The 18,757-nt window shown below is 49.4% G+C and carries 14 protein-coding genes; 6 read left to right on the plus strand and 8 right to left on the minus strand.

The genetic code is table 11. The features are described from left to right. The first annotated feature begins 833 nt into the window (after positions 1-833). Complete coding sequence (speA, locus tag ABIC79_RS10325) at positions 834-2,816, plus strand: biosynthetic arginine decarboxylase (RefSeq protein ID WP_013576814.1); 1,983 nt, start codon at positions 834-836, stop codon at positions 2,814-2,816. Between the two features lie 71 nt (positions 2,817-2,887). On the opposite strand, the gene ABIC79_RS10330 is transcribed toward speA, so the two are convergent. From ABIC79_RS10330 to loiP, 8 genes are all read right to left on the minus strand, one after another. Then, positions 2,888-4,012 carry a fimbrial protein gene (locus tag ABIC79_RS10330; RefSeq protein ID WP_013576813.1) on the minus strand — a complete coding sequence of 375 codons (1,125 nt, stop codon included), beginning with the start codon at positions 4,010-4,012 and terminating at the stop codon, positions 2,888-2,890. Beyond that, positions 4,005-4,607, minus strand: a complete 603-nt coding sequence (locus tag ABIC79_RS10335; RefSeq protein WP_013576812.1) for a fimbrial-like protein — start codon at positions 4,605-4,607, stop codon at positions 4,005-4,007. The genes ABIC79_RS10330 and ABIC79_RS10335 overlap by 8 nt, the downstream gene beginning before the upstream one ends. 29 nt (positions 4,608-4,636) lie before the next feature. After that, complete coding sequence (locus ABIC79_RS10340) at positions 4,637-5,221, minus strand: fimbrial protein (protein ID WP_112150881.1); 585 nt, start codon at positions 5,219-5,221, stop codon at positions 4,637-4,639. Between the two features lie 30 nt (positions 5,222-5,251). Next, positions 5,252-5,830: a fimbrial protein gene (locus ABIC79_RS10345; RefSeq protein WP_013576810.1), complete on the minus strand. Its 579-nt coding sequence runs from the start codon at positions 5,828-5,830 to the stop codon at positions 5,252-5,254. Between the two features lie 34 nt (positions 5,831-5,864). Next, positions 5,865-8,501 carry an outer membrane usher protein gene (locus tag ABIC79_RS10350; protein ID WP_354567040.1) on the minus strand — a complete coding sequence of 879 codons (2,637 nt, stop codon included), beginning with the start codon at positions 8,499-8,501 and terminating at the stop codon, positions 5,865-5,867. 41 nt (positions 8,502-8,542) lie between these two features. Then, the gene (locus tag ABIC79_RS10355) at positions 8,543-9,277 is read right to left on the minus strand and encodes a fimbrial chaperone (RefSeq protein WP_013576808.1); all 735 of its coding nucleotides are present in this window, start codon (positions 9,275-9,277) and stop codon (positions 8,543-8,545) included. 80 nt (positions 9,278-9,357) lie between these two features. Beyond that, positions 9,358-9,945: a fimbrial protein gene (locus tag ABIC79_RS10360; protein ID WP_013576807.1), complete on the minus strand. Its 588-nt coding sequence runs from the start codon at positions 9,943-9,945 to the stop codon at positions 9,358-9,360. A 554-nt stretch (positions 9,946-10,499) separates the two neighbouring features. After that, positions 10,500-11,252, minus strand: a complete 753-nt coding sequence (loiP, locus tag ABIC79_RS10365) for a metalloprotease LoiP (protein ID WP_013576806.1) — start codon at positions 11,250-11,252, stop codon at positions 10,500-10,502. Positions 11,253-11,500: 248 nt separating this feature from the next. Between loiP and tkt the strand changes: the two genes are divergently transcribed. The 5 genes from tkt to ABIC79_RS10390 all read left to right on the plus strand — a co-directional run bounded on the left by tkt (position 11,501) and on the right by ABIC79_RS10390 (position 18,676). Next, the gene (gene tkt, locus ABIC79_RS10370; RefSeq protein WP_013576805.1) at positions 11,501-13,495 is read left to right on the plus strand and encodes a transketolase; all 1,995 of its coding nucleotides are present in this window, start codon (positions 11,501-11,503) and stop codon (positions 13,493-13,495) included. A 500-nt stretch (positions 13,496-13,995) separates the two neighbouring features. After that, positions 13,996-15,012 carry an erythrose-4-phosphate dehydrogenase gene (gene epd / locus ABIC79_RS10375; protein WP_013576804.1) on the plus strand — a complete coding sequence of 339 codons (1,017 nt, stop codon included), beginning with the start codon at positions 13,996-13,998 and terminating at the stop codon, positions 15,010-15,012. A 72-nt stretch (positions 15,013-15,084) separates the two neighbouring features. Then, on the plus strand, positions 15,085-16,248 hold the full coding sequence (gene pgk / locus ABIC79_RS10380; protein ID WP_013576803.1) for a phosphoglycerate kinase: 1,164 nt from the start codon (positions 15,085-15,087) through the stop codon (positions 16,246-16,248). Between the two features lie 129 nt (positions 16,249-16,377). Continuing rightward, positions 16,378-17,457, plus strand: coding sequence for a class II fructose-bisphosphate aldolase (fbaA, locus tag ABIC79_RS10385; RefSeq protein WP_013576802.1), 1,080 nt, complete (start codon positions 16,378-16,380; stop codon positions 17,455-17,457). Between the two features lie 136 nt (positions 17,458-17,593). Beyond that, positions 17,594-18,676 (plus strand): LacI family DNA-binding transcriptional regulator, encoded by a 1,083-nt coding sequence (locus ABIC79_RS10390; RefSeq protein ID WP_037036665.1) that lies wholly within the window; start codon positions 17,594-17,596, stop codon positions 18,674-18,676. Positions 18,677-18,757: the final 81 nt, after the last annotated feature.

The following is an 18,757-nucleotide window of genomic DNA, read 5'->3' on the forward strand; positions in this document are numbered from 1 at the left end:
CTGGGGAGACTGGCAGATGAGGAGCAGAGCTCGCCATTGTCGCAATGCGTCCTGCATGTCCCCATTAGGCAAAGCCTTGAAGCAGTTTGCGCGTTAAACCACCCAAGCGTGTGGACGGATTAACATCTGGATGGCTATTTTAGGATAGCAGGCGTTCTGAATGCCAGTCATTTTTGTGACGGAGTGGGTGTTATTGTGCGGGTTTGCAGTGATATTCACGGTCTGAAACTATTTGTACTGCATTTTCATTTTGCATTTACAGCGTGTTATCGGTATAAACGGCGCGCGCTATGCACATTTCTGCAGGCCCTGCAGAAGCAGCGTATTCCAGTAATTACTGTTTTCTCAGCTCGAATGCCCGCGGGTGATGCGTGGCACGTGTGGAGGTGGTTAGTTTAATGACCCACTTTTTACCGTTTGTAACATTTCAACAGCATCCCCTGCAGCCTTTATTGCGTTCTGCAGCACTTCTTTCAGACCTTCATTCAGAAAAGCGTCTGTCATCTCTGCGATGTTTCAGACAGCCTGATTACAGACAGGTCAGTCACCGACATCGGTACGCTACTCAGTAAGCTCAGATCTGCGTGAACATCGCATTCCCGACATATAACTGATGTAGCCTGCAATCTCCCGGGGCATCCACCCCTGATTTCTCCCGACTCGTTACACGGAGTCTAAAAACGTGTTTTACAATGATATGAGTAGAAAACAGTCCCGTGGCTGTGGCTCGCAGGGTTTTATCCTGTCTGAAAGCCAGCCTTGCGGGTTGTTCTCACCTGTTGTTACTGCGATAGTGGCTGGCCATGTTGTCAGTATAGAAAGAGGATTTACCTATGTCTGATGACATCCAGTCCCACCGTCCGTCACACGCGGGCGATACTGTTTCTTTGCGCTCCATGCAGGAGGTTGCCGTGAACGATCGTGATGCCAGCAAGATGCTGCGCACTTACAACGTTGCCTATTGGGGTAACAACTATTTTGACGTCAACGAACTGGGCCACATCAGTGTCTGCCCGGATCCTGACGAGCCTTCTGCCCGTGTTGATCTGGCACAACTGGTGAAAGACATGCGTGAGCAGGACGGTCAGCGTCTGCCGGCACTGTTCTGTTTCCCACAAATTTTGCAGCACCGTCTGCGTTCGATTAACGCTGCGTTCAAACGTGCGCGTGAATCGTTCGGTTATGAGGGTGACTACTTCCTGGTTTATCCGATTAAGGTTAACCAGCATCGCCGCGTGATCGAATCGCTGGTGGAATCCGGTGAACCGCTGGGTCTGGAAGCCGGCTCGAAAGCTGAACTGATGGCCGTTCTGGCGCACGCCGGGATGACCCGTTCCGTGATCGTGTGTAACGGCTATAAAGACCGCGAATATATTCGTCTGGCGCTGATCGGTGAGAAGCTCGGTCACAAGGTATATCTGGTTATCGAGAAGATGACTGAGATTAAACTGGTGCTGGAAGAAGCCGAACGTCTGAACGTGATCCCACGTCTGGGTGTGCGTGCACGTCTTTCCTCGCAGGGCTCCGGTAAATGGCAGTCCAGCGGCGGCGAGAAATCCAAATTCGGTCTGGCGGCCTCTCAGGTTCTGCAACTGGTCGAAATGCTGCGTGAAGCAGGGCGTCTGGAAAGCCTGCAACTGCTGCATTTCCATCTGGGTTCACAGCTGGCGAATATCCGTGATATCTCGACCGGCGTGCGTGAGTCTGCGCGTTTCTACGTTGAACTGCACAAGCTGGGCGTCAACATTCAGTGCTTCGACGTGGGTGGGGGGTTGGGCGTGGATTACGAAGGCACCCGTTCGCAGTCTGACTGCTCGGTGAACTATGGCCTGAATGAATACGCTAACAACGTCATCTGGGGTATCGGCGATGCCTGTAACGAACATGGCCTGCCACACCCGACGGTGATCACCGAGTCTGGCCGCGCCGTGACCGCGCACCATACCGTGCTGGTCTCCAATGTGATTGGTGTTGAACGTAACGAGTTCAAAGAGCCGGTTGCGCCTGAAGATGATGCACCGCGCGCGCTGGGCAGCATGTGGGATACCTGGAACGAAATGCACGATCCGGAAAACCGTCGCTCATTGCGTGAATGGCTGCACGACAGCCAGATGGATTTGCATGATGTCCATTCGCAATACGCACACGGTATTCTGGATCTGACGCAGCGCGCCTGGGCGGAAGATATCTACCTGAATATCTGCAACAAAATTCAGGATCAGCTGGATCCGAGCAACCGTGCACACCGTCCGATCATTGACGAATTGCAGGAACGTATGGCGGACAAACTGTACGTCAACTTCTCGCTGTTCCAGTCTATGCCGGATGCGTGGGGTATTGATCAGTTGTTCCCGGTGCTGCCGCTGGAAGGTCTGGATAAGCCACCGGTAGGTCGTGCTGTGCTGCTGGACATCACCTGTGATTCCGACGGCACTATTGATCACTACATCGACGGTGACGGCGTAGCCACAACCATGCCGATGCCGCCGTACGACCCTGAGAATCCGCCGGTGCTGGGCTTCTTTATGGTCGGTGCGTATCAGGAAATTCTCGGCAACATGCATAACCTGTTCGGCGATACTGCAGCAGTAGATGTCTTTGTCTTCCCTGACGGCAGCATTGAAGTGCAGCAGTCCGACGAAGGCGATACCGTGGCGGACATGCTGGAATACGTGCAACTGGACCCGAATGTGTTGCTGGCCCGTTTCCGCGATCAGGTAAAAGAAACTGATCTGGATGCGGAATTGCAGGCGCAGTTTGTTGAAGAGTTTGAATCCGGATTATACGGTTATACGTATCTGGAAGAAGATGAGTAATTCGTTGAAATAATACGTCGTATTACCGTCACAATAATATGGCGAAGGGGTCCTCCTTCGCCATTTTTTTACTATTCATAATTGACAACAAAAGTACCAGTGGCAGAGAAGCGTCCTACCGAAATACTCCTGGAATCGCCGACCAGTTGCGCGTTGAACTGTAATTGTTTAGATGAAGGCATATTCAAATCAGTCACTGAGTAAACGGAATTGGTGTCGTTAGGTTTCAACTGGCTGCCAGAACCTGTGGTAATTTTCACACCCACACCCGTTGCCGCATTTGATGTCACTGAATTACCCAACAACATATTGTTCCCCGGCGCGACAATATTCGTCGTCATCCGGGTTTTAAACATGTTCACATTCGTACAGCCGGAAGCATTCAGGCTGAATTTCGTCACGCTGGTAGCCCCTGAATTGACTTTTGCTGCACTGTAATCCCCCAGCGGGATAGTACCGCCGCCCGCACTGCTGACCAGCGCAGTACAGGTTGGCGTTTGCACGGGGAAGGAGAAAGTACTCATATTCAGACTAATATGATGGTTGTTAATGTCCTCCTTACCCACCCTGAATCCACCAATATAACCCGCCGAAGCCGGTCGAATGGAGGTTACACCTGCGGGTATACCGGTGAACTGGGGGGTCTGAAAAAGCACAATATAGTAATCATACCACTGACCCCCATCCATTGAGCTTTCCATATTGTTGGTATACTGTGCCGTGGTTTCATTTTCAAGGTAAAAATAAGGCATAAAAGCTTGAATTCTGTAACTGGCCCCGGTGCCTCTGATTTGAACTGAATAGAGGATCCCCGGGATATTGGTGGCATATAACCCCGCACTGGGGGAAGCACCCGCGTAATCGTCAACCTGAGGAATGGCGCCGGCGATCCCATATAAAATCTCACCAGAATCACCCGGGCTACAATCGGTACGCGCATTCTTAGTTGTGGCTGCTTTTTGATTTAAGTCCGTAATCATTTGCGTCCTGGTCACATGCGGTAACAGGGAAACCACAGAGCCGGAAAAGCTTAATGTTGCGGTGTAGGGGGCATCCCTGAAATAACATTCTACTGCCGCCTCAGCCGGTTTAACGGTTAAATCCCCCGTTAGTACTAATAAAGCGGTAAAAATGAATGTACGGATGAAACGAGACGACCGTATATACACTGTATTAAAAGGTAAATGATTATTCATAGCTAACACTCACTAATACTTTTGATGTAACCCGGCCTGCTGAGACAGCGCCTGTATTCTGATAACGTGTATAGAAGTGATAGTCCGTTATTTCAGCAACGGGTGTTGCGGCGTTTATCGGGAAATTCACATCGGAAGAACCGTCTGCCTCCAGCACATTGGTGTTGTATTTCTGGGAAAATATCACCAGGCCCACGTTATCGGCGCCATCTGCTGCACCGTCTGTTTCGCTGATAAATACCTGTTTAGAGCCAGGTGCGAAATTTCCTGATTGCGGGGCAAAACTGAAATGAACATTCTCTATCACATCCGTGCATTCGCTCAGGCTAACAGTGAACGGATAACCGCCCAGCTGATCGGTGGGTAATATTGGCGCAGGCGGGGAACCGCGATCATCAAAATAATTGACGCTAACGGTAGGTAAATGAATGGCGCCGCCATTTTGTACGGTTAACTGGCAGGTCGTCTCGAGAATATTAGCTTGTATATTCAGGTTGAGATCACTTTCCGCACTGGTGACGAAAGGAAACCCCACGGCTAATACCGTTAACAAACGTAATAATGTATTATTCATATTCACCGGGTGATTTATCATATTCCTTCCATTAGTCTTTGCTCGGCGATTTATTGATAGATAATCACAAACGTGATCGGTGCAATAAAGTTCCCTGAGGTAACATTTGATAGTGTACTGCCTGCTGCAATCACCATTCGGGCATTCATATTCAGGGTTGTGCCCGCAGTGGTGAGTGTGACCGTTTGCGGTGTGGCTCTGTCGACACAACTGAACTGAGTGCCGCTGTCAGGTGCATTCCGCCAGAGTTCAACCGCAGTCGCCGCTGCAGTGCCGCCATTGTTGGCAAATGAATCACCACTGGCTCCGGTACCGGAACAGGCTCCTGCTGTTGGGTTGGCGGTGATCTCGGCGGATTTAACGCCGGAGCAATCGCTGAAAACCAGTTTAAAAGGCTGAATTTTACTTTTCTGTTTCAGTTCTGATTTATAGACATCATTAAAGTTAATGGCGGATGTCGGTGTCCCTGATGAGTTTTGAATCTGGGCAGCACAAGTCCCTGCTTCAATAGTAGAAGTAAAAGTAGCGGTTAAATTTTCAGTCGGCGTGAGCTCAACGGCATGTGCTGAACACGTCATGATGAATGCTGCTGAAAGCAGTAAAATTTGTTTGGGTTTCACGTTATTTTTCTCCATGCAGATCTTTCATAACCTGTTTTTTCTATTTTATTCATAGTTAAAGTTAAAGGTGGCAACGGCGCTGAAATTCCCCGTTGTTCCTTTATTTGCTTGCGTTTCTTGCAGGCGTGAAATCAGGGTGACCTCTTTTGCATTGATTTCTGCGCTGCTCCAGTTGAGCCGCTGGCTGTCATTGGTGGAATTAATCACAAAAGGCTGGTTTGACGCCGAGGCACGTGCAATAGAAACGCCCAAAAAGGAGGATGCCCCTTCACCTGTAATTCCACTAGTAATCAATGTGTCAGCATAATTTGACTGCGTGCCCCTTATGGTGGTTTTAATCGATGTGACTCCCGCCGGGCATTCCACAATTTTTATTTTGAAGGTTGCCGTAGCAGCATTATCACCGGCAATAATTTTATCTAACCCCACCTTTCCGCCCGAACCAACAGGAATGGTATTGTTAATGCCATTTCCTGAACCGCCTTCCAGTCTCATTTCACACGTCGTTTCAATAATATTAGCGCTAAAAGTAACGTTAACATTTTGTGCGAAAGTCGGTGTCATGTTCATATTGATAAATAAAGCTGAAAATATCGAGAATGATATTCTGTATCCCTTTCTCATTCTTTTTCTCCTGTTTATTCTATTTACCCGGAAATCAATGGGTGATTGTGCAAAGGATATTTTTTAACATGATTGTCATGTTCACTTTTTCCGGGGTTTCCGGGATGGAATAATTAATCTGACAGGATTGGTCAGACTGACTTCCCCAGACAACATGCAGTATCCCTTTATCATCGATACCGCGAATGAAAGCCATTCCGCCCTGGCCCATATTTCCCACGAGGATGTTTTTATCATTAAAAACATCAGCACCTAAAGGAATGAATCCGTTATCGGAACGTTGCAACTCCATAATAACTGAGCGGCCTTCATCGGTTTCGAAATTAACTAATACCACTGAACCACTGCGCGGGTAGGTAATCGTGCTGGTATTAACAATATTAACGTCTGCCTCCAGTGTGCTGATGTCCAGACCCACCGTATTTTCCTGATAGGGTGAAAGATAAGGTGTGATTGCATATCCGTTACTGTCAATCCGACCTTCACCCGTACTCATTTTTGTGCCCTTCGCCCCTTTGGCGCTGACCAGTGCCAGCGTATCGGAGTCATTGATGTTTCCGGGAGCAAATGTAATCCCGTCAGCATGAATAACCATACCTCCGCTGGAGCCGAAGGAAGCCTGCCGTCCTCCGTCATCGGTTAAAGAGGCGGAAAGACTCACGGGGCCGTAAGCGCTGTTATAGCTTCCGTATCCGCCAATTTGATTTAAATTCTCTGAGTCGGCGAGTGAAGATGACGTATTAACGCTGTAGTTGTAGCGATTATCCTCGCTATAACCGCCAGCACTCATGTCCATTTGCGAGGAGCCTTTAAAGTCAGTGCTTATGCCGGCATTTAGGTTGGTAAATCCACCGGGACGTTTACCCTGCGTGAAAATTTTTTCCAGAGGAATACTCAGATTAACATACAGTCGATTATCCTGGTCGCCATTCTCGTTATACTCACGCTGAAGGGAAATACTATAGTTTGCCCAACGATAGCTATTGTTATATCCGAGAGAAAACTGAGACGTTTTCTTATTTTGATTCCAGTAAGTTTCCCAACTGCCCGTCATATAAAGAGAACCATAACTTTGTTCACGATATTCCAGAGGCTGGTTAACATTAATTTGTATCTGGTTTTTCATTCTGTCGTAATTTTTAAAAGTTTCCTCTTCATTCATTGGATCCCGGCTGAGTTCATCCTGAAGTGAAGCGGCATCGCGTAAGCTCAGATAGTCCTGTGTCGAAAATCGGTAAGCCGCAACATTCAGCGACGTATTGGTTTCAGTCAACAGCTTATTGTAAGAGATTCGATAGCTCTGACCGTCGAGTGACCGGTCGTCGTCGATATCGGCACGGGAGTGGGTAATGTCGAAGGCAAATGCACCCGCCGGGGTATTCATCGCAACCCCTGTCAGCAGGGCAAGGTAGTCCGATGACATCGCTTCAGCACCGGCATAGCCGGTGAAGGTATTATTGATCCCATAATAGCCAGTCAGCACCGCCACCTCGGGGGAGTTGCTGGATGAACTCTCATTGAGTTTGCCGAAGCCTACATCCCAGCGGCTATTACCGGGGCGTAACATCTGTGTGACCGAGGAGAAGGGCACTGAGAAAGAACGCCGGGTGCCATCTGATTCTTCTACTGTCACGTCTATACTGTTGCCATAACCCGTTGGGTTAATGTCATCAAGAGCAAAAGGTCCCGGCGGTACGGTGGTTTCATAAATCACCGTACCGCTCTGGCGGACAGTCACTTTCGCATTACTGTTTGCGGTGCCGCGGATCACTGGCGCATAGTTGTTAGATGAACCCGGTTGCATGCGGCTGTCACTGAACACCCTGAATCCTCTCAGATTGATGGAATCAAAGGCATCGCCCTGAGTGTAAGTATCACCCAAAACGAACTGGGCTTTTAATCCGGTGATATCGTGCTGAACATAAGCATCCTGACTGGTATAGGACAGGCCATTTTCCTGATCCCAGTTGGTTGAACCTCTGGCACGAAAACGCCAGCCAGATAAGTTCGCGCCATAATTCAGCCCTGCATAGGCGCTGTCGCGAGAATCTCCGTCAGCGCTTGAACGGTAGGCATTCATGTCGTAAGACAGCATGAACGCTGGAATGCCTTCTTCCCACAGAGCCGGATTGACATAACCAGAAGGACGTTTTGCGAGATAAATCTGCGGAATAGTAATATCCAGGCGTTGTTCCGATGAATTGAATTTGACCTTTGAATGACTGAGTTTTTCGGTCAGATTAATGCACGTTGTTTCCCCGCCTTCCGGCGAAATATCTGCAGTATCTTCTTTATCGATATCGATGAGGATATCTAACTGCTCAAGCAATTTTTGCGTGAGACACGGGCTGGCAATATTCGTCCCGTTATCAACGAAATTGACTTTAGAGTTTAGTTTTAATGAACCGTTAATAAAAATACCGACGCTGTAAACGCCTGGCACAACAGGATTGCCCTTGCTAAAACGGCGGGTGTCTATTTTTTCACTGTTTGCTGTGCTGTAAAGAAACTGACTATCAAACTCTACATTTTCATCATCATTTCCAACTTGCTCATCGGATTTATCATTGGTAACCGCAGTTTCCGCCACGGACCTGGGTGACCACACAGCGCTGACGCCTATAGTCAATGGAAGCAGTAATAATCCCGTTGTGATTTTATTTTTTTTCATAATATTGCTTTTTTTATGAATCAGATGGCGTCAGGGTTTATTTAAAGGGATGCTTCGTATTTTATATTTCCGCCATAATCATTAATTGCGGTATAATTTATCTTCCCTGTGTTTACCGTCGTCGTCAGCCCGTCGACTTTCATCAACTGAGTGGAATCGGGGGCGATCATTTTTGTTTCCAGTTCGTACTTGCGGCCATTCGTATTCAGAAAAGCTTCATTCACCGTGACAAAGTAAGGGGTGGCATTTTTCGCTTCTGCAAAAACCTGTTGACCATTTTTCACTATTTTCCATGTCAATGCCGTCGCTGCTTCAGAAGCTGAACCCTTCAGCCCCTCAGGACGATAAAACAACTTTATGCGGGTACGAAAAGCCAACTGAAGCAAATTTTCATCGGTACTATTTTTGGCTTTAGGCGGAATTTCAAGAACGTTAAACCAAAATACAGTTTCTTTATCTTTGGGTAATTCGCCCCCAAGGCTGGCAATTTTCACTGTCTGGCCTTGTTTGGCGTTCATTCGTGAAATAGGGGGGGTCACAAGGAAAGGAATTTTCATCTCCTGCGGATTCACATCCTCGCGGCCATCATCCAGCCAGGATTGAACCAGCAAGGCTTTTTCACCGCGGTTATCCAGTTTCACCGTAATCTCTTTCGCCTGAGCCGGATAAATAATCCGGGTACCAGAAATGACAACATCTGCGCAGACATCACAAGCAATAAATCCCAGAACGGCAAGGCAGAATGAAACAATTTTTGGTGTCGGTATAAAATTCATATTTCCCTCTATTAAATTTTATAATAAAAGCGCACCTGTTTGTTCATTGGGTACGCTTAATCATTAATTAAAGTTGAATATTATTCGTAGTTCATAGTAAAGGTGACGTTAGTATTCACTTTACCCGACTGAACACTATTTGTTGCAGACCAGTCAGCACTGGGTACATAGGCTGCCTTATAGGCAAACACACCACGACCTTCGACCAGAGCCACGCTTTGTGCCACATCAGTCGGGTCGCCGATCAGAACCTGGCTAACGTTGGTTGCTGTGTTGTTGTAAAGCGCAACACTGACGTTTTGCGCACTACCAGAGACGGTAGCATCAGGTTTCAGCGTACCGCTGGACAATTCAGCAAATTGCTGTGAAGAGAAGCTGACGGAGGCTTTTTTCACTGATTCGGCGCAATCATTCAGCATTAACTCGAACTCTTTGGCACCGACACCGCCAGCAGCGCGAGTGGTGACATCCACTGCCGCTTTCGTCACCACAGGCATTGAGATAGTGACATTATTCGCTGCAATACCGTTGTTAGTGGTGATTTCACAGGTCGTGTCAGAGACCGCACCATCAAAGGTAATTAATCCCAAATCCGCTGCCTGGGCAGATAAGCTGCCGAATGCCAGACAAAAGACGGATAAAGGGAAGAGCGTCTTAATTTTTTTCATGAAATGTCCTTTTCATTATGAAAATAACAAAATAGTAAAGTAAAAGTAGTAGTGAATTAAATAAGCTTTTTTCAAAGACTTACTAAGGAGGAATTATAATTACGTTGTTGTTTATATCAAGTTTTACACACTGCAATATGAATGTAACTAAATATTTCATTGTGGGATCTGTAATGAACCCCAGAATTATTTTTTAAGTATTGAATTTTATTTTTAGGGAGGTTATTAATTATCAGATAAAGAGATCTTAAGGATCGATTTTTCTAATTGAAATGGAAAACTGCATAGAAATATATATCAAAATATATGATGGATTTAGTTTTAAAATCCGTGAAAATGATAAACAAATTGTGCTATTGAAGGTGGATAAGGTAATCAGGTTTTGTTTGCTTACATAACATACAGGTGTAATGACATGCTGAAGAGGAGGGGAGGCAGAAAGGAAAAATATTAAGGCACCCGAAGGTGCCTGGATGATTAGCACGGAAATTAAAAGTCAGAGGCCCGACGCTTTTAGTGACGAACCGCAGGATGACTTGTTATGCATCTCTTTATTATTTCCCGGCAGCAATACGCTCGCGAATATGTTTAGCACGTGCTTCTGAAGACGGGTGATCATCAAACCAGCCGATGCTGCTGCCCTGATCCAGTTTTGCCAGTTTCTCAAAACTGGTTGCCAGACCTGTCGGGTCGATACCGCGTTTTTTCAGCAAATCAAACGAGTAATCATCCGCTTCGGATTCCTGTTTCTGCGAGAACTGCGCATTGACGTATTTCTCGCCCAGATCCGCCAGCTGCGATTGTGACAATGTTGCGCTGACGCCGCCGAGTGACGAAATCGCAGAACGTGCCGCCGTGGCGCTGTAGGCGACCTGCATGGCTTTACGGGTGTGGCCGAGTGCGACGTGGCCCATTTCATGGCCGAGCACGCCTTCCACTTCATTGTCGTTCATTATGTCCATCAGGCCGCTGTAAACGCGGATACAGCCGTTGGCCATTGCCCAGGCATTGACGTCTTTGGTCAGGTAAACCTTATAGTTGGCGGGCGTGCCGTTAATGTTATCGCCCAGTGCTGCGGAGATTTTTTTCAGGCGCTGTGCGTATTCGCTGCTGTCGGGTGCTATTTGCGCCTTTTTATCCATTTCTTCACAAGACTGCACGCTCAGCGTTTTGACGTCGGCATCGCTCAGGGTATACGCCTGATAAGCCTGCGCGCCGGACTGCATTAAAGTGTCGGTATTGACGGTCGCACAACCGCTGACCAGTGACGCGGTAAAAAGGCTTAACAGAAGAGGGTGAAATTTCATCAATTTGTGTTCCCAGAAAAAGTTAACAAAACAGAAAATGTAGCCTGAAAAAGGCTCTGGTTGTAAGGATAGCGTTAAGGTAGGTTTTTCGCAGTGCACGATCTATAGTGTAAGTCCGAAAAAACGCCCTGATTTAAAAGCGGATTTTGTGAACTTAATCACGAGAGTGATTAGAGATTGCCGTTTTAATGCCGAGTCTGAGAAAATGACTTTCTTGACTGCTTTTTTAATCCGACCTGGAGTAGAACATGTCCTCTCGTAAAGAGCTTGCGAACGCTATTCGCGCACTTAGTATGGATGCCGTGCAGAAAGCGAATTCCGGCCACCCTGGCGCCCCTATGGGCATGGCAGACATTGCCGAAGTGCTGTGGCGCGATTACCTGAATCACAACCCGACTAACCCGCACTGGGCTGACCGTGACCGCTTCGTGCTGTCCAATGGTCATGGCTCTATGCTGATTTATAGCCTGCTGCACCTCACTGGCTATGATCTGCCGATGAGCGAACTGGCTAACTTCCGTCAGTTGCACTCGAAAACCCCGGGCCACCCGGAATACGGTTATACGCCTGGCGTTGAAACCACCACTGGCCCGCTGGGTCAGGGCATCGCGAACGCCGTCGGTTTTGCTATCGCAGAACGTACGCTGGCAGCACAGTTCAACAAACCAGGCCATGACATTGTCGATCACCAGACTTATGCATTCCTGGGCGACGGCTGCATGATGGAAGGCATTTCTCACGAAGTGTGTTCTCTGGCCGGTACCATGAAACTTGGTAAACTGACCGCGTTTTATGATGATAACGGCATCTCCATCGACGGCCACGTAGAAGGCTGGTTCACCGATGACACTGCGGCACGTTTCGAAGCTTACGGCTGGCATGTTGTACGTGGTGTTGATGGTCACAATCCTGACTCTATCAAAGCGGCTATTGAAGAAGCGCACAAAGTTACCGACAAACCTTCCCTGCTGATGTGTAAAACTGTGATCGGTTTCGGTTCGCCGAACAAGGCCGGTACTCACGATGTACACGGTGCCGCACTGGGCGCAGCCGAAGTGGCCGCTACCCGCGAAGCACTGGGCTGGAAATACGCGGCGTTTGAAATCCCGCAAGATATCTATGCGCAGTGGGACGCGAAAGAAGCCGGTAAAGCCAAAGAAGCGGCGTGGAACGACAAGTTTGACGCTTACGCTAAAGCGCACCCTGAACTGGCAAAAGAGTTCAAACGTCGTGTGAACGGCGAGCTGCCAGCAAACTGGGAAACCGAAGCACAGAAATTCATCGAACAATTGCAGGCGAACCCTGCGAACATCGCCAGCCGTAAAGCCTCCCAGAATGCGCTGGAAGCGTTCGGTAAAGTGTTGCCTGAATTCCTGGGCGGCTCTGCTGACCTGGCACCAAGCAACCTGACCATGTGGTCTGGTTCGAAGTCTATCGGCGACGATCAGGCAGGTAACTACATCCATTATGGCGTACGTGAATTCGGTATGACCGCGATCACCAACGGTATCGCGCTGCACGGCGGTTTCCTGCCGTACTCTGCGACTTTCCTGATGTTCGTGGAATATGCGCGTAATGCCGTGCGTATGGCCGCACTGATGAAGATCCGCAACGTGTTCGTGTACACCCATGACTCCATCGGTCTGGGCGAAGATGGCCCGACACACCAGCCGGTTGAGCAAATCGCCAGCCTGCGCGTTACGCCAAACATGAGCACCTGGCGTCCTGCGGATCAGGTTGAATCTGCCGTGGCATGGAAATACGCCATCGAGCGTAATGACGGTCCGGTTACCCTGATCTTCTCCCGTCAAAACCTGACCCAGCAACCACGTACCGCTGAACAGCTGGCCAACGTGGCGCGCGGGGGTTACGTGCTGAAAGATTGCGACGGTACGCCGGAAGTGATCCTGATCGCGACCGGCTCTGAAGTCGGTATCACGGTAGAAGCGGCAGACAAACTGGCTGCAGCGGGCACTAAAGTGCGCGTGGTTTCTATGCCGTCCACGGATGCCTTCGACAAACAGGACGCGGCTTACCGTGAATCTGTCCTGCCGAAAGCCGTTTCTGCGCGCGTTGCGGTTGAAGCCGGTATTGCTGATTACTGGTTCAAATACGTTGGCCTGAATGGTGCTATCGTCGGAATGCACAGCTTCGGCGAATCTGCGCCAGCAGAACTGTTGTTCAAAGAATTCGGTTTCACTGTTGATAACGTTGTTGCTCAGGCACAGGCGTTACTGAAGTAATCCCGCATTCTTAGAGCCGCTTAAAAGCACCTTCGGGTGCTTTTTTTTCGCCTGCATTTTCATGCGCCGGTTCTCAGTTTCGTACGAAATGACGCAGGTCAAACCCTTCTGATGCGGACTCGGTTACACTGCCTGCATTCTGAAAATGTTTCATTCGGTCATTTTTTGCGAAAAATCACTGTCGAAAAGGTGACGAAAAAGTAAAATCACTGTGAATACACAGAATTGACTGGTGTTTTTTTCAGCGATCGGCGCGATTAATGCGGGGTTGTTCTACGAATTATTCCTTTTATTCATCGTTTGGTTTATTCTCAGCTGAACCGTTTCAGTCAGGCTATTTGAGCTTAACATCGTCACCAGGTTGTTATCGTGCCTGAAACTGAAACTTTTCTGCCGCATGCATTGTGCGGACAGATGATGATGGTGATTCACCGTAAACGCACGCTGCATTACTATAGGTGTTACTGATATTGAGTAACAACCGTGTAACAGGGAGATGTATGCCAATACGTATTGCAATTAATGGCTTTGGTCGCATTGGCCGTAGCGTATTGCGCGCGTTATACGAATCCGGGCGTCGGGCGGAAATCTCCGTCATTGCCATCAATGAAATCGCCAGTCCTGAAGGCATGGCACATCTGCTTAAATACGACTCCAGCCACGGGCGCTTTGCCTGGGATGTCCGCCAGGAAGGTGAAAACCTTTACGTCGGCGATGACTCCATCCGTTTACTTCATCAGTCTGATGCCAGCCAGTTGCCGTGGGGCGAACTGAGCATTGACGTCGTGCTTGATTGCACTGGCGTTTATGGCAGCCGTGCAGACGGTGAAGCCCAGCTTGCGGCTGGCGCCAAAAAAATTCTGTTCGCGCATCCGGGCGCTCATGATCTTGACGCCACGGTGGTTTACGGTGTGAACCACCAGTTGCTCGAACGTCAGCACCGCATTGTGTCCAATGCGTCCTGCACCACCAACTGTATTATCCCTGTGATCAAACTGCTCGACGATGCTTTTGGCATTGAGTCCGGCACGGTAACGACCATCCATTCCTCAATGAATGACCAACCGGTTATCGATGCGTACCATGCGGATTTACGCCGTACGCGCGCCGCCAGCCAGTCCATTATCCCGGTCGATACCAAGCTGGCCGCAGGGATCACACGCATCATGCCCAAATTCTGCGATCGCTTTGAAGCGATCTCGGTGCGTGTGCCGACAATCAATGTCACAGCCATTGATCTGAGTGTATTTGTCGAGGGTTCTGTGACGGTAGGCGAGGTTAACCAGTTGCTGCAAAAGGCTGCAACAGGTGCTTTTCGTGGTATTGTTGACTATACCGAACTACCATTAGTCTCGACAGATTTTAACCATGATCCCCATAGCGCCATCGTAGATGGAACGCAGACGCGGGTAAGTGGACAGCACCTGATTAAGACACTGGTCTGGTGCGATAACGAGTGGGGTTTTGCCAACCGAATGTTGGATACAACATTGGCAATGTCCGCTAGCGGTTTCTAGTACGGCTGTTCCGGTCTCCCGACCGAAACGGCCTTCAAGCAACTTTAAAGAGAATCAACGAGAGGATTCACCATGTCTGTTATTAAGATGAGCGATCTGGATTTAGCGGGTAAACGCGTACTAATCCGTGCCGATCTGAACGTGCCAGTTAAAGATGGCAAAGTAACGTCAGATGCACGTATCCGCGCTTCTTTACCAACCATCGAAATTGCCCTGAAACAAGGCGCACGCGTGATGGTTACCTCGCATCTGGGTCGTCCGACTGAAGGCGAATATAACGAAGAGTTTTCTCTGCTGCCGGTTGTTAATTACCTGAAAGAGCATCTGAAATCCCCAGTACGTCTGGCGAAAGATTACCTTGATGGTGTTGAAGTTGCCGAAGGTGAGCTGGTGGTTCTGGAAAACGTTCGCTTTAACAAAGGCGAAAAGAAAGACGACGAAGCCCTGTCCAAAAAATATGCTGCCCTGTGTGACATCTATGTGATGGACGCATTTGGTACCGCGCACCGCGCGCAAGCTTCTACTCACGGCGTGGGCAAATTTGCTCCGATCGCCTGTGCCGGTCCGCTGCTGTCTGCAGAGCTGGAAGCACTGGGTAAAGCGCTGGGTAACCCGGCACGTCCGATGGTGGCTATCGTTGGCGGTTCTAAAGTTTCTACCAAACTGACCGTTCTGGATTCCCTGTCTAAAATCGCTGACCAGCTGATCGTTGGCGGTGGTATCGCGAACACCTTCGTGGCTGCTCAAGGCAACAACGTCGGTAAATCCCTGTACGAAGCAGACCTGGTCGGCACCGCAAGCAAATTGCTGGAAACCTGCGACATTCCTGTTCCTACCGATGTTCGCGTGGCGACTGAGTTCTCTGAAACAGCCGTTGCAACGGTGAAGTCTGTTAAAGACATCAAAGATGACGAACAAATTCTCGACATGGGCGATGAGTCTGCATACCGCCTGGCTGAGATCATTAAAAACGCTAAAACCATTCTGTGGAATGGTCCTGTAGGCGTGTTCGAGTTCCCTAACTTCCGTAAAGGGACCGAAATTGTGGCGCAGGCTATTGCTGACAGCGATGCATTCTCTATCGCAGGCGGCGGCGACACACTGGCAGCTATCGATTTGTTCGGTATCGCTGACAAAATTTCCTATATCTCCACTGGCGGTGGCGCATTCCTGGAATTCGTTGAAGGGAAAGCACTGCCAGCGGTTGTGATGCTGGAAGAGCGTGCTAAGAAGTAATGAACCCTGAACGGGGAGCATAATGCTGTCCGTTCTTCTTTGCCGCGCGGGGGGCTGCACAGTGGAGCCCGCGCGACATAGCAAACCGATTCAATCCATCTACGGCCGACGAATACAGGACAAAGAACTATGTCTAAAATTTTTGATTTCGTAAAACCAGGCGTTATCACTGGTGATGATGTACAGAAAGTTTTCGCTATTGCTAAAGAAAACAAATTTGCTCTGCCAGCGGTTAACTGCGTAGGCACCGACTCTATCAACGCCGTTCTCGAAGCTGCTGCGAAAGTCCGTTCACCGGTTATCGTTCAGTTCTCTAACGGTGGCGCTGCGTTTATCGCCGGTAAAGGCCTGAAAACTGACGTGCCACAAGGCGCGGCAATCCTGGGTGCAATCTCTGGCGCACACCACGTGCATCAGATGGCAGAACATTACGGCGTGCCAGTTATCCTGCACACCGACCACTGCGCGAAAAAACTGCTGCCATGGATCGACGGACTGCTGGACGCGGGTGAAGCTCACTACGCGAAAACCGGTAAACCACTGTTCTCTTCTCACATGATCGACCTGTCTGAAGAGTCTCTGGAAGAAAACATCGAAATTTGCAGCAAGTATTTAGCTCGCATGGCAAAAATCGACATGACTCTGGAAATCGAACTGGGTTGTACCGGCGGTGAAGAAGATGGCGTAGACAACAGCCATATGGACGCATCTGCACTGTACACTCAACCGCAAGACGTTGATTATGCATACGAAAAACTGAACGCCATCAGCCCGCGTTTCACTATCGCTGCGTCATTCGGTAACGTACACGGTGTTTACAAACCAGGTAACGTTAAACTGACTCCAACGATCCTGCGTGATTCTCAGGAATACGTGTGCAAGAAACATAACCTGCCACACAACAGCCTGAACTTCGTATTCCACGGCGGTTCCGGTTCTACTGCAGCAGAAATCAAAGAATCTGTAGGTTACGGTGTTATCAAAATGAACATCGATACCGACACTCAGTGGGCTAACTGGGACGGTATCCTGCAGTTCTACAAGAAAAACGAAGCTTACCTGCAAGGTCAGTTGGGTAACCCGGAAGGCGCGGACAAACCTAACAAGAAATTCTATGACCCGCGCGTATGGCTGCGTTCTGCACAGTCTTCCATGGTGACTCGCCTGGAACTGGCATTCAAAGAACTGAACGCAATCGACGTACTGTAATTCTTACGCTTCCGGTGCTTGACCACCGGAATGTGAGGATAATCGTCAAAGGGGCTTCGGCCCCTTTTTTATTGCCTGCTTTCCGGCCACAATAGCCCGTTATCCGTGTTTCGCCAGAATCCCCGAAGAGAGAGCCATGAAGCCAAAATCTGTCACCCTCGATGATGTCGCGCGCCACGCCGGTGTGTCTTATCAGACCGTTTCGCGCGTCCTGAATCAGGCTGCACACGTCTCGGTCAGAACGCGCAACAAAGTCGAACAGGCAATGGCTGCGCTGAATTACGTCCCGAACCGTGTCGCCCAGCAACTGGCGGGCAAACAAAGTTACACCCTTGGGCTGGCGACCACCGAGCTGGCGCTACACGCCCCTTCACAAATCGCGTCGGCAATGAAAACCCGTGCAAATCAGCTAGGTTTCAACGTCGTGATATCGATGATTGATAACCTGAGCCTTGCCGCGTGTCGTACGGCGGTGAATGAACTGATGTCACAGCGTGTCGATGGCGTGCTGATTAACGTGCCGCTGTCGAATGAGGACGCAGACGCGATCGCACAGCTTTGTGGCAATTTACCGGCGCTGTTTCTGGATGTCGATCCGCAGGCCGATGTGTTTAAAATTCTGTTCGATCCTCACTGCGGGGCAGAGCAGGGCGTCGAACATTTGCTGGCGCTCGGACATCAGCAGATCGCCGTACTGACCGGCCCGCTCGAATCCATATCTGCACGCTTACGTTATGAAGGCTGGCTGAATACGCTGGCATTGCACGATATTACGCCGTGCACGGTTCAGCATGGCGACTGGAGCGCGGCTTCGGGTTATCAGCAGGCATTATTGTTGCTCAATCAGCCCGCACGCCCTACGGCGATTCTGGTCGCCAATGATCAGATGGCGCTGGGCGTACTGCGCGCGGTCCATGAGTTTGGCCTGAGGGTGCCGGAGCAAATCTCGGTGATGGGCTATGACGATACTGAAGACAGCGCATTTTTCTTCCCGCCGCTGACCACCATCAAACAGGATTTCCGCCTGCTCGGTCACGAGAGCATTAACCGGCTGGTAGAGCATCTGCATACGCATGGCGATCACCCGCAGTCCTCATTGTTACTGCCCACTTCTTTAGTTGAACGCCATACAACCGCCAGACCGGGTACAGACACTGTGTCGCAGGAAACTTTATCGCAGGAACTGATCCGCATCGCACGTCAGCTCAGCGCGCTGTAAATCTTTTTTAAGAACTGACTGACGCGGAATTTGTGATCCGCGTCCCTTTCCCGCATCCCCGCACTTTACTTACTCTCTCCG

Source organism: Rahnella sp. 2050 (assembly GCF_040544515.1).
Taxonomy (GTDB): Bacteria; Pseudomonadota; Gammaproteobacteria; order Enterobacterales; family Enterobacteriaceae; genus Rahnella; species Rahnella aceris.

What these genes read in the sequence shown, in the direction of transcription:
- ABIC79_RS10350 (WP_354567040.1), bottom strand. Translation starts at nt 8,501, where the DNA reads ATGAAAAAAAATAAAATCACAACGGGATTATTACTGCTTCCATTGACT.
- epd (WP_013576804.1), top strand. Translation starts at nt 13,996, where the DNA reads ATGCCAATACGTATTGCAATTAATGGCTTTGGTCGCATTGGCCGTAGC.
- ABIC79_RS10335 (WP_013576812.1), bottom strand. Translation starts at nt 4,607, where the DNA reads ATGATAAATCACCCGGTGAATATGAATAATACATTATTACGTTTGTTA.
- tkt (WP_013576805.1), top strand. Translation starts at nt 11,501, where the DNA reads ATGTCCTCTCGTAAAGAGCTTGCGAACGCTATTCGCGCACTTAGTATG.
- ABIC79_RS10390 (WP_037036665.1), top strand. Translation starts at nt 17,594, where the DNA reads ATGAAGCCAAAATCTGTCACCCTCGATGATGTCGCGCGCCACGCCGGT.
- pgk (WP_013576803.1), top strand. Translation starts at nt 15,085, where the DNA reads ATGTCTGTTATTAAGATGAGCGATCTGGATTTAGCGGGTAAACGCGTA.
- ABIC79_RS10330 (WP_013576813.1), bottom strand. Translation starts at nt 4,012, where the DNA reads ATGAATAATCATTTACCTTTTAATACAGTGTATATACGGTCGTCTCGT.
- ABIC79_RS10340 (WP_112150881.1), bottom strand. Translation starts at nt 5,221, where the DNA reads ATGGAGAAAAATAACGTGAAACCCAAACAAATTTTACTGCTTTCAGCA.
- speA (WP_013576814.1), top strand. Translation starts at nt 834, where the DNA reads ATGTCTGATGACATCCAGTCCCACCGTCCGTCACACGCGGGCGATACT.
- ABIC79_RS10360 (WP_013576807.1), bottom strand. Translation starts at nt 9,945, where the DNA reads ATGAAAAAAATTAAGACGCTCTTCCCTTTATCCGTCTTTTGTCTGGCA.
- loiP (WP_013576806.1), bottom strand. Translation starts at nt 11,252, where the DNA reads ATGAAATTTCACCCTCTTCTGTTAAGCCTTTTTACCGCGTCACTGGTC.
- ABIC79_RS10345 (WP_013576810.1), bottom strand. Translation starts at nt 5,830, where the DNA reads ATGAGAAAGGGATACAGAATATCATTCTCGATATTTTCAGCTTTATTT.
- fbaA (WP_013576802.1), top strand. Translation starts at nt 16,378, where the DNA reads ATGTCTAAAATTTTTGATTTCGTAAAACCAGGCGTTATCACTGGTGAT.
- ABIC79_RS10355 (WP_013576808.1), bottom strand. Translation starts at nt 9,277, where the DNA reads ATGAATTTTATACCGACACCAAAAATTGTTTCATTCTGCCTTGCCGTT.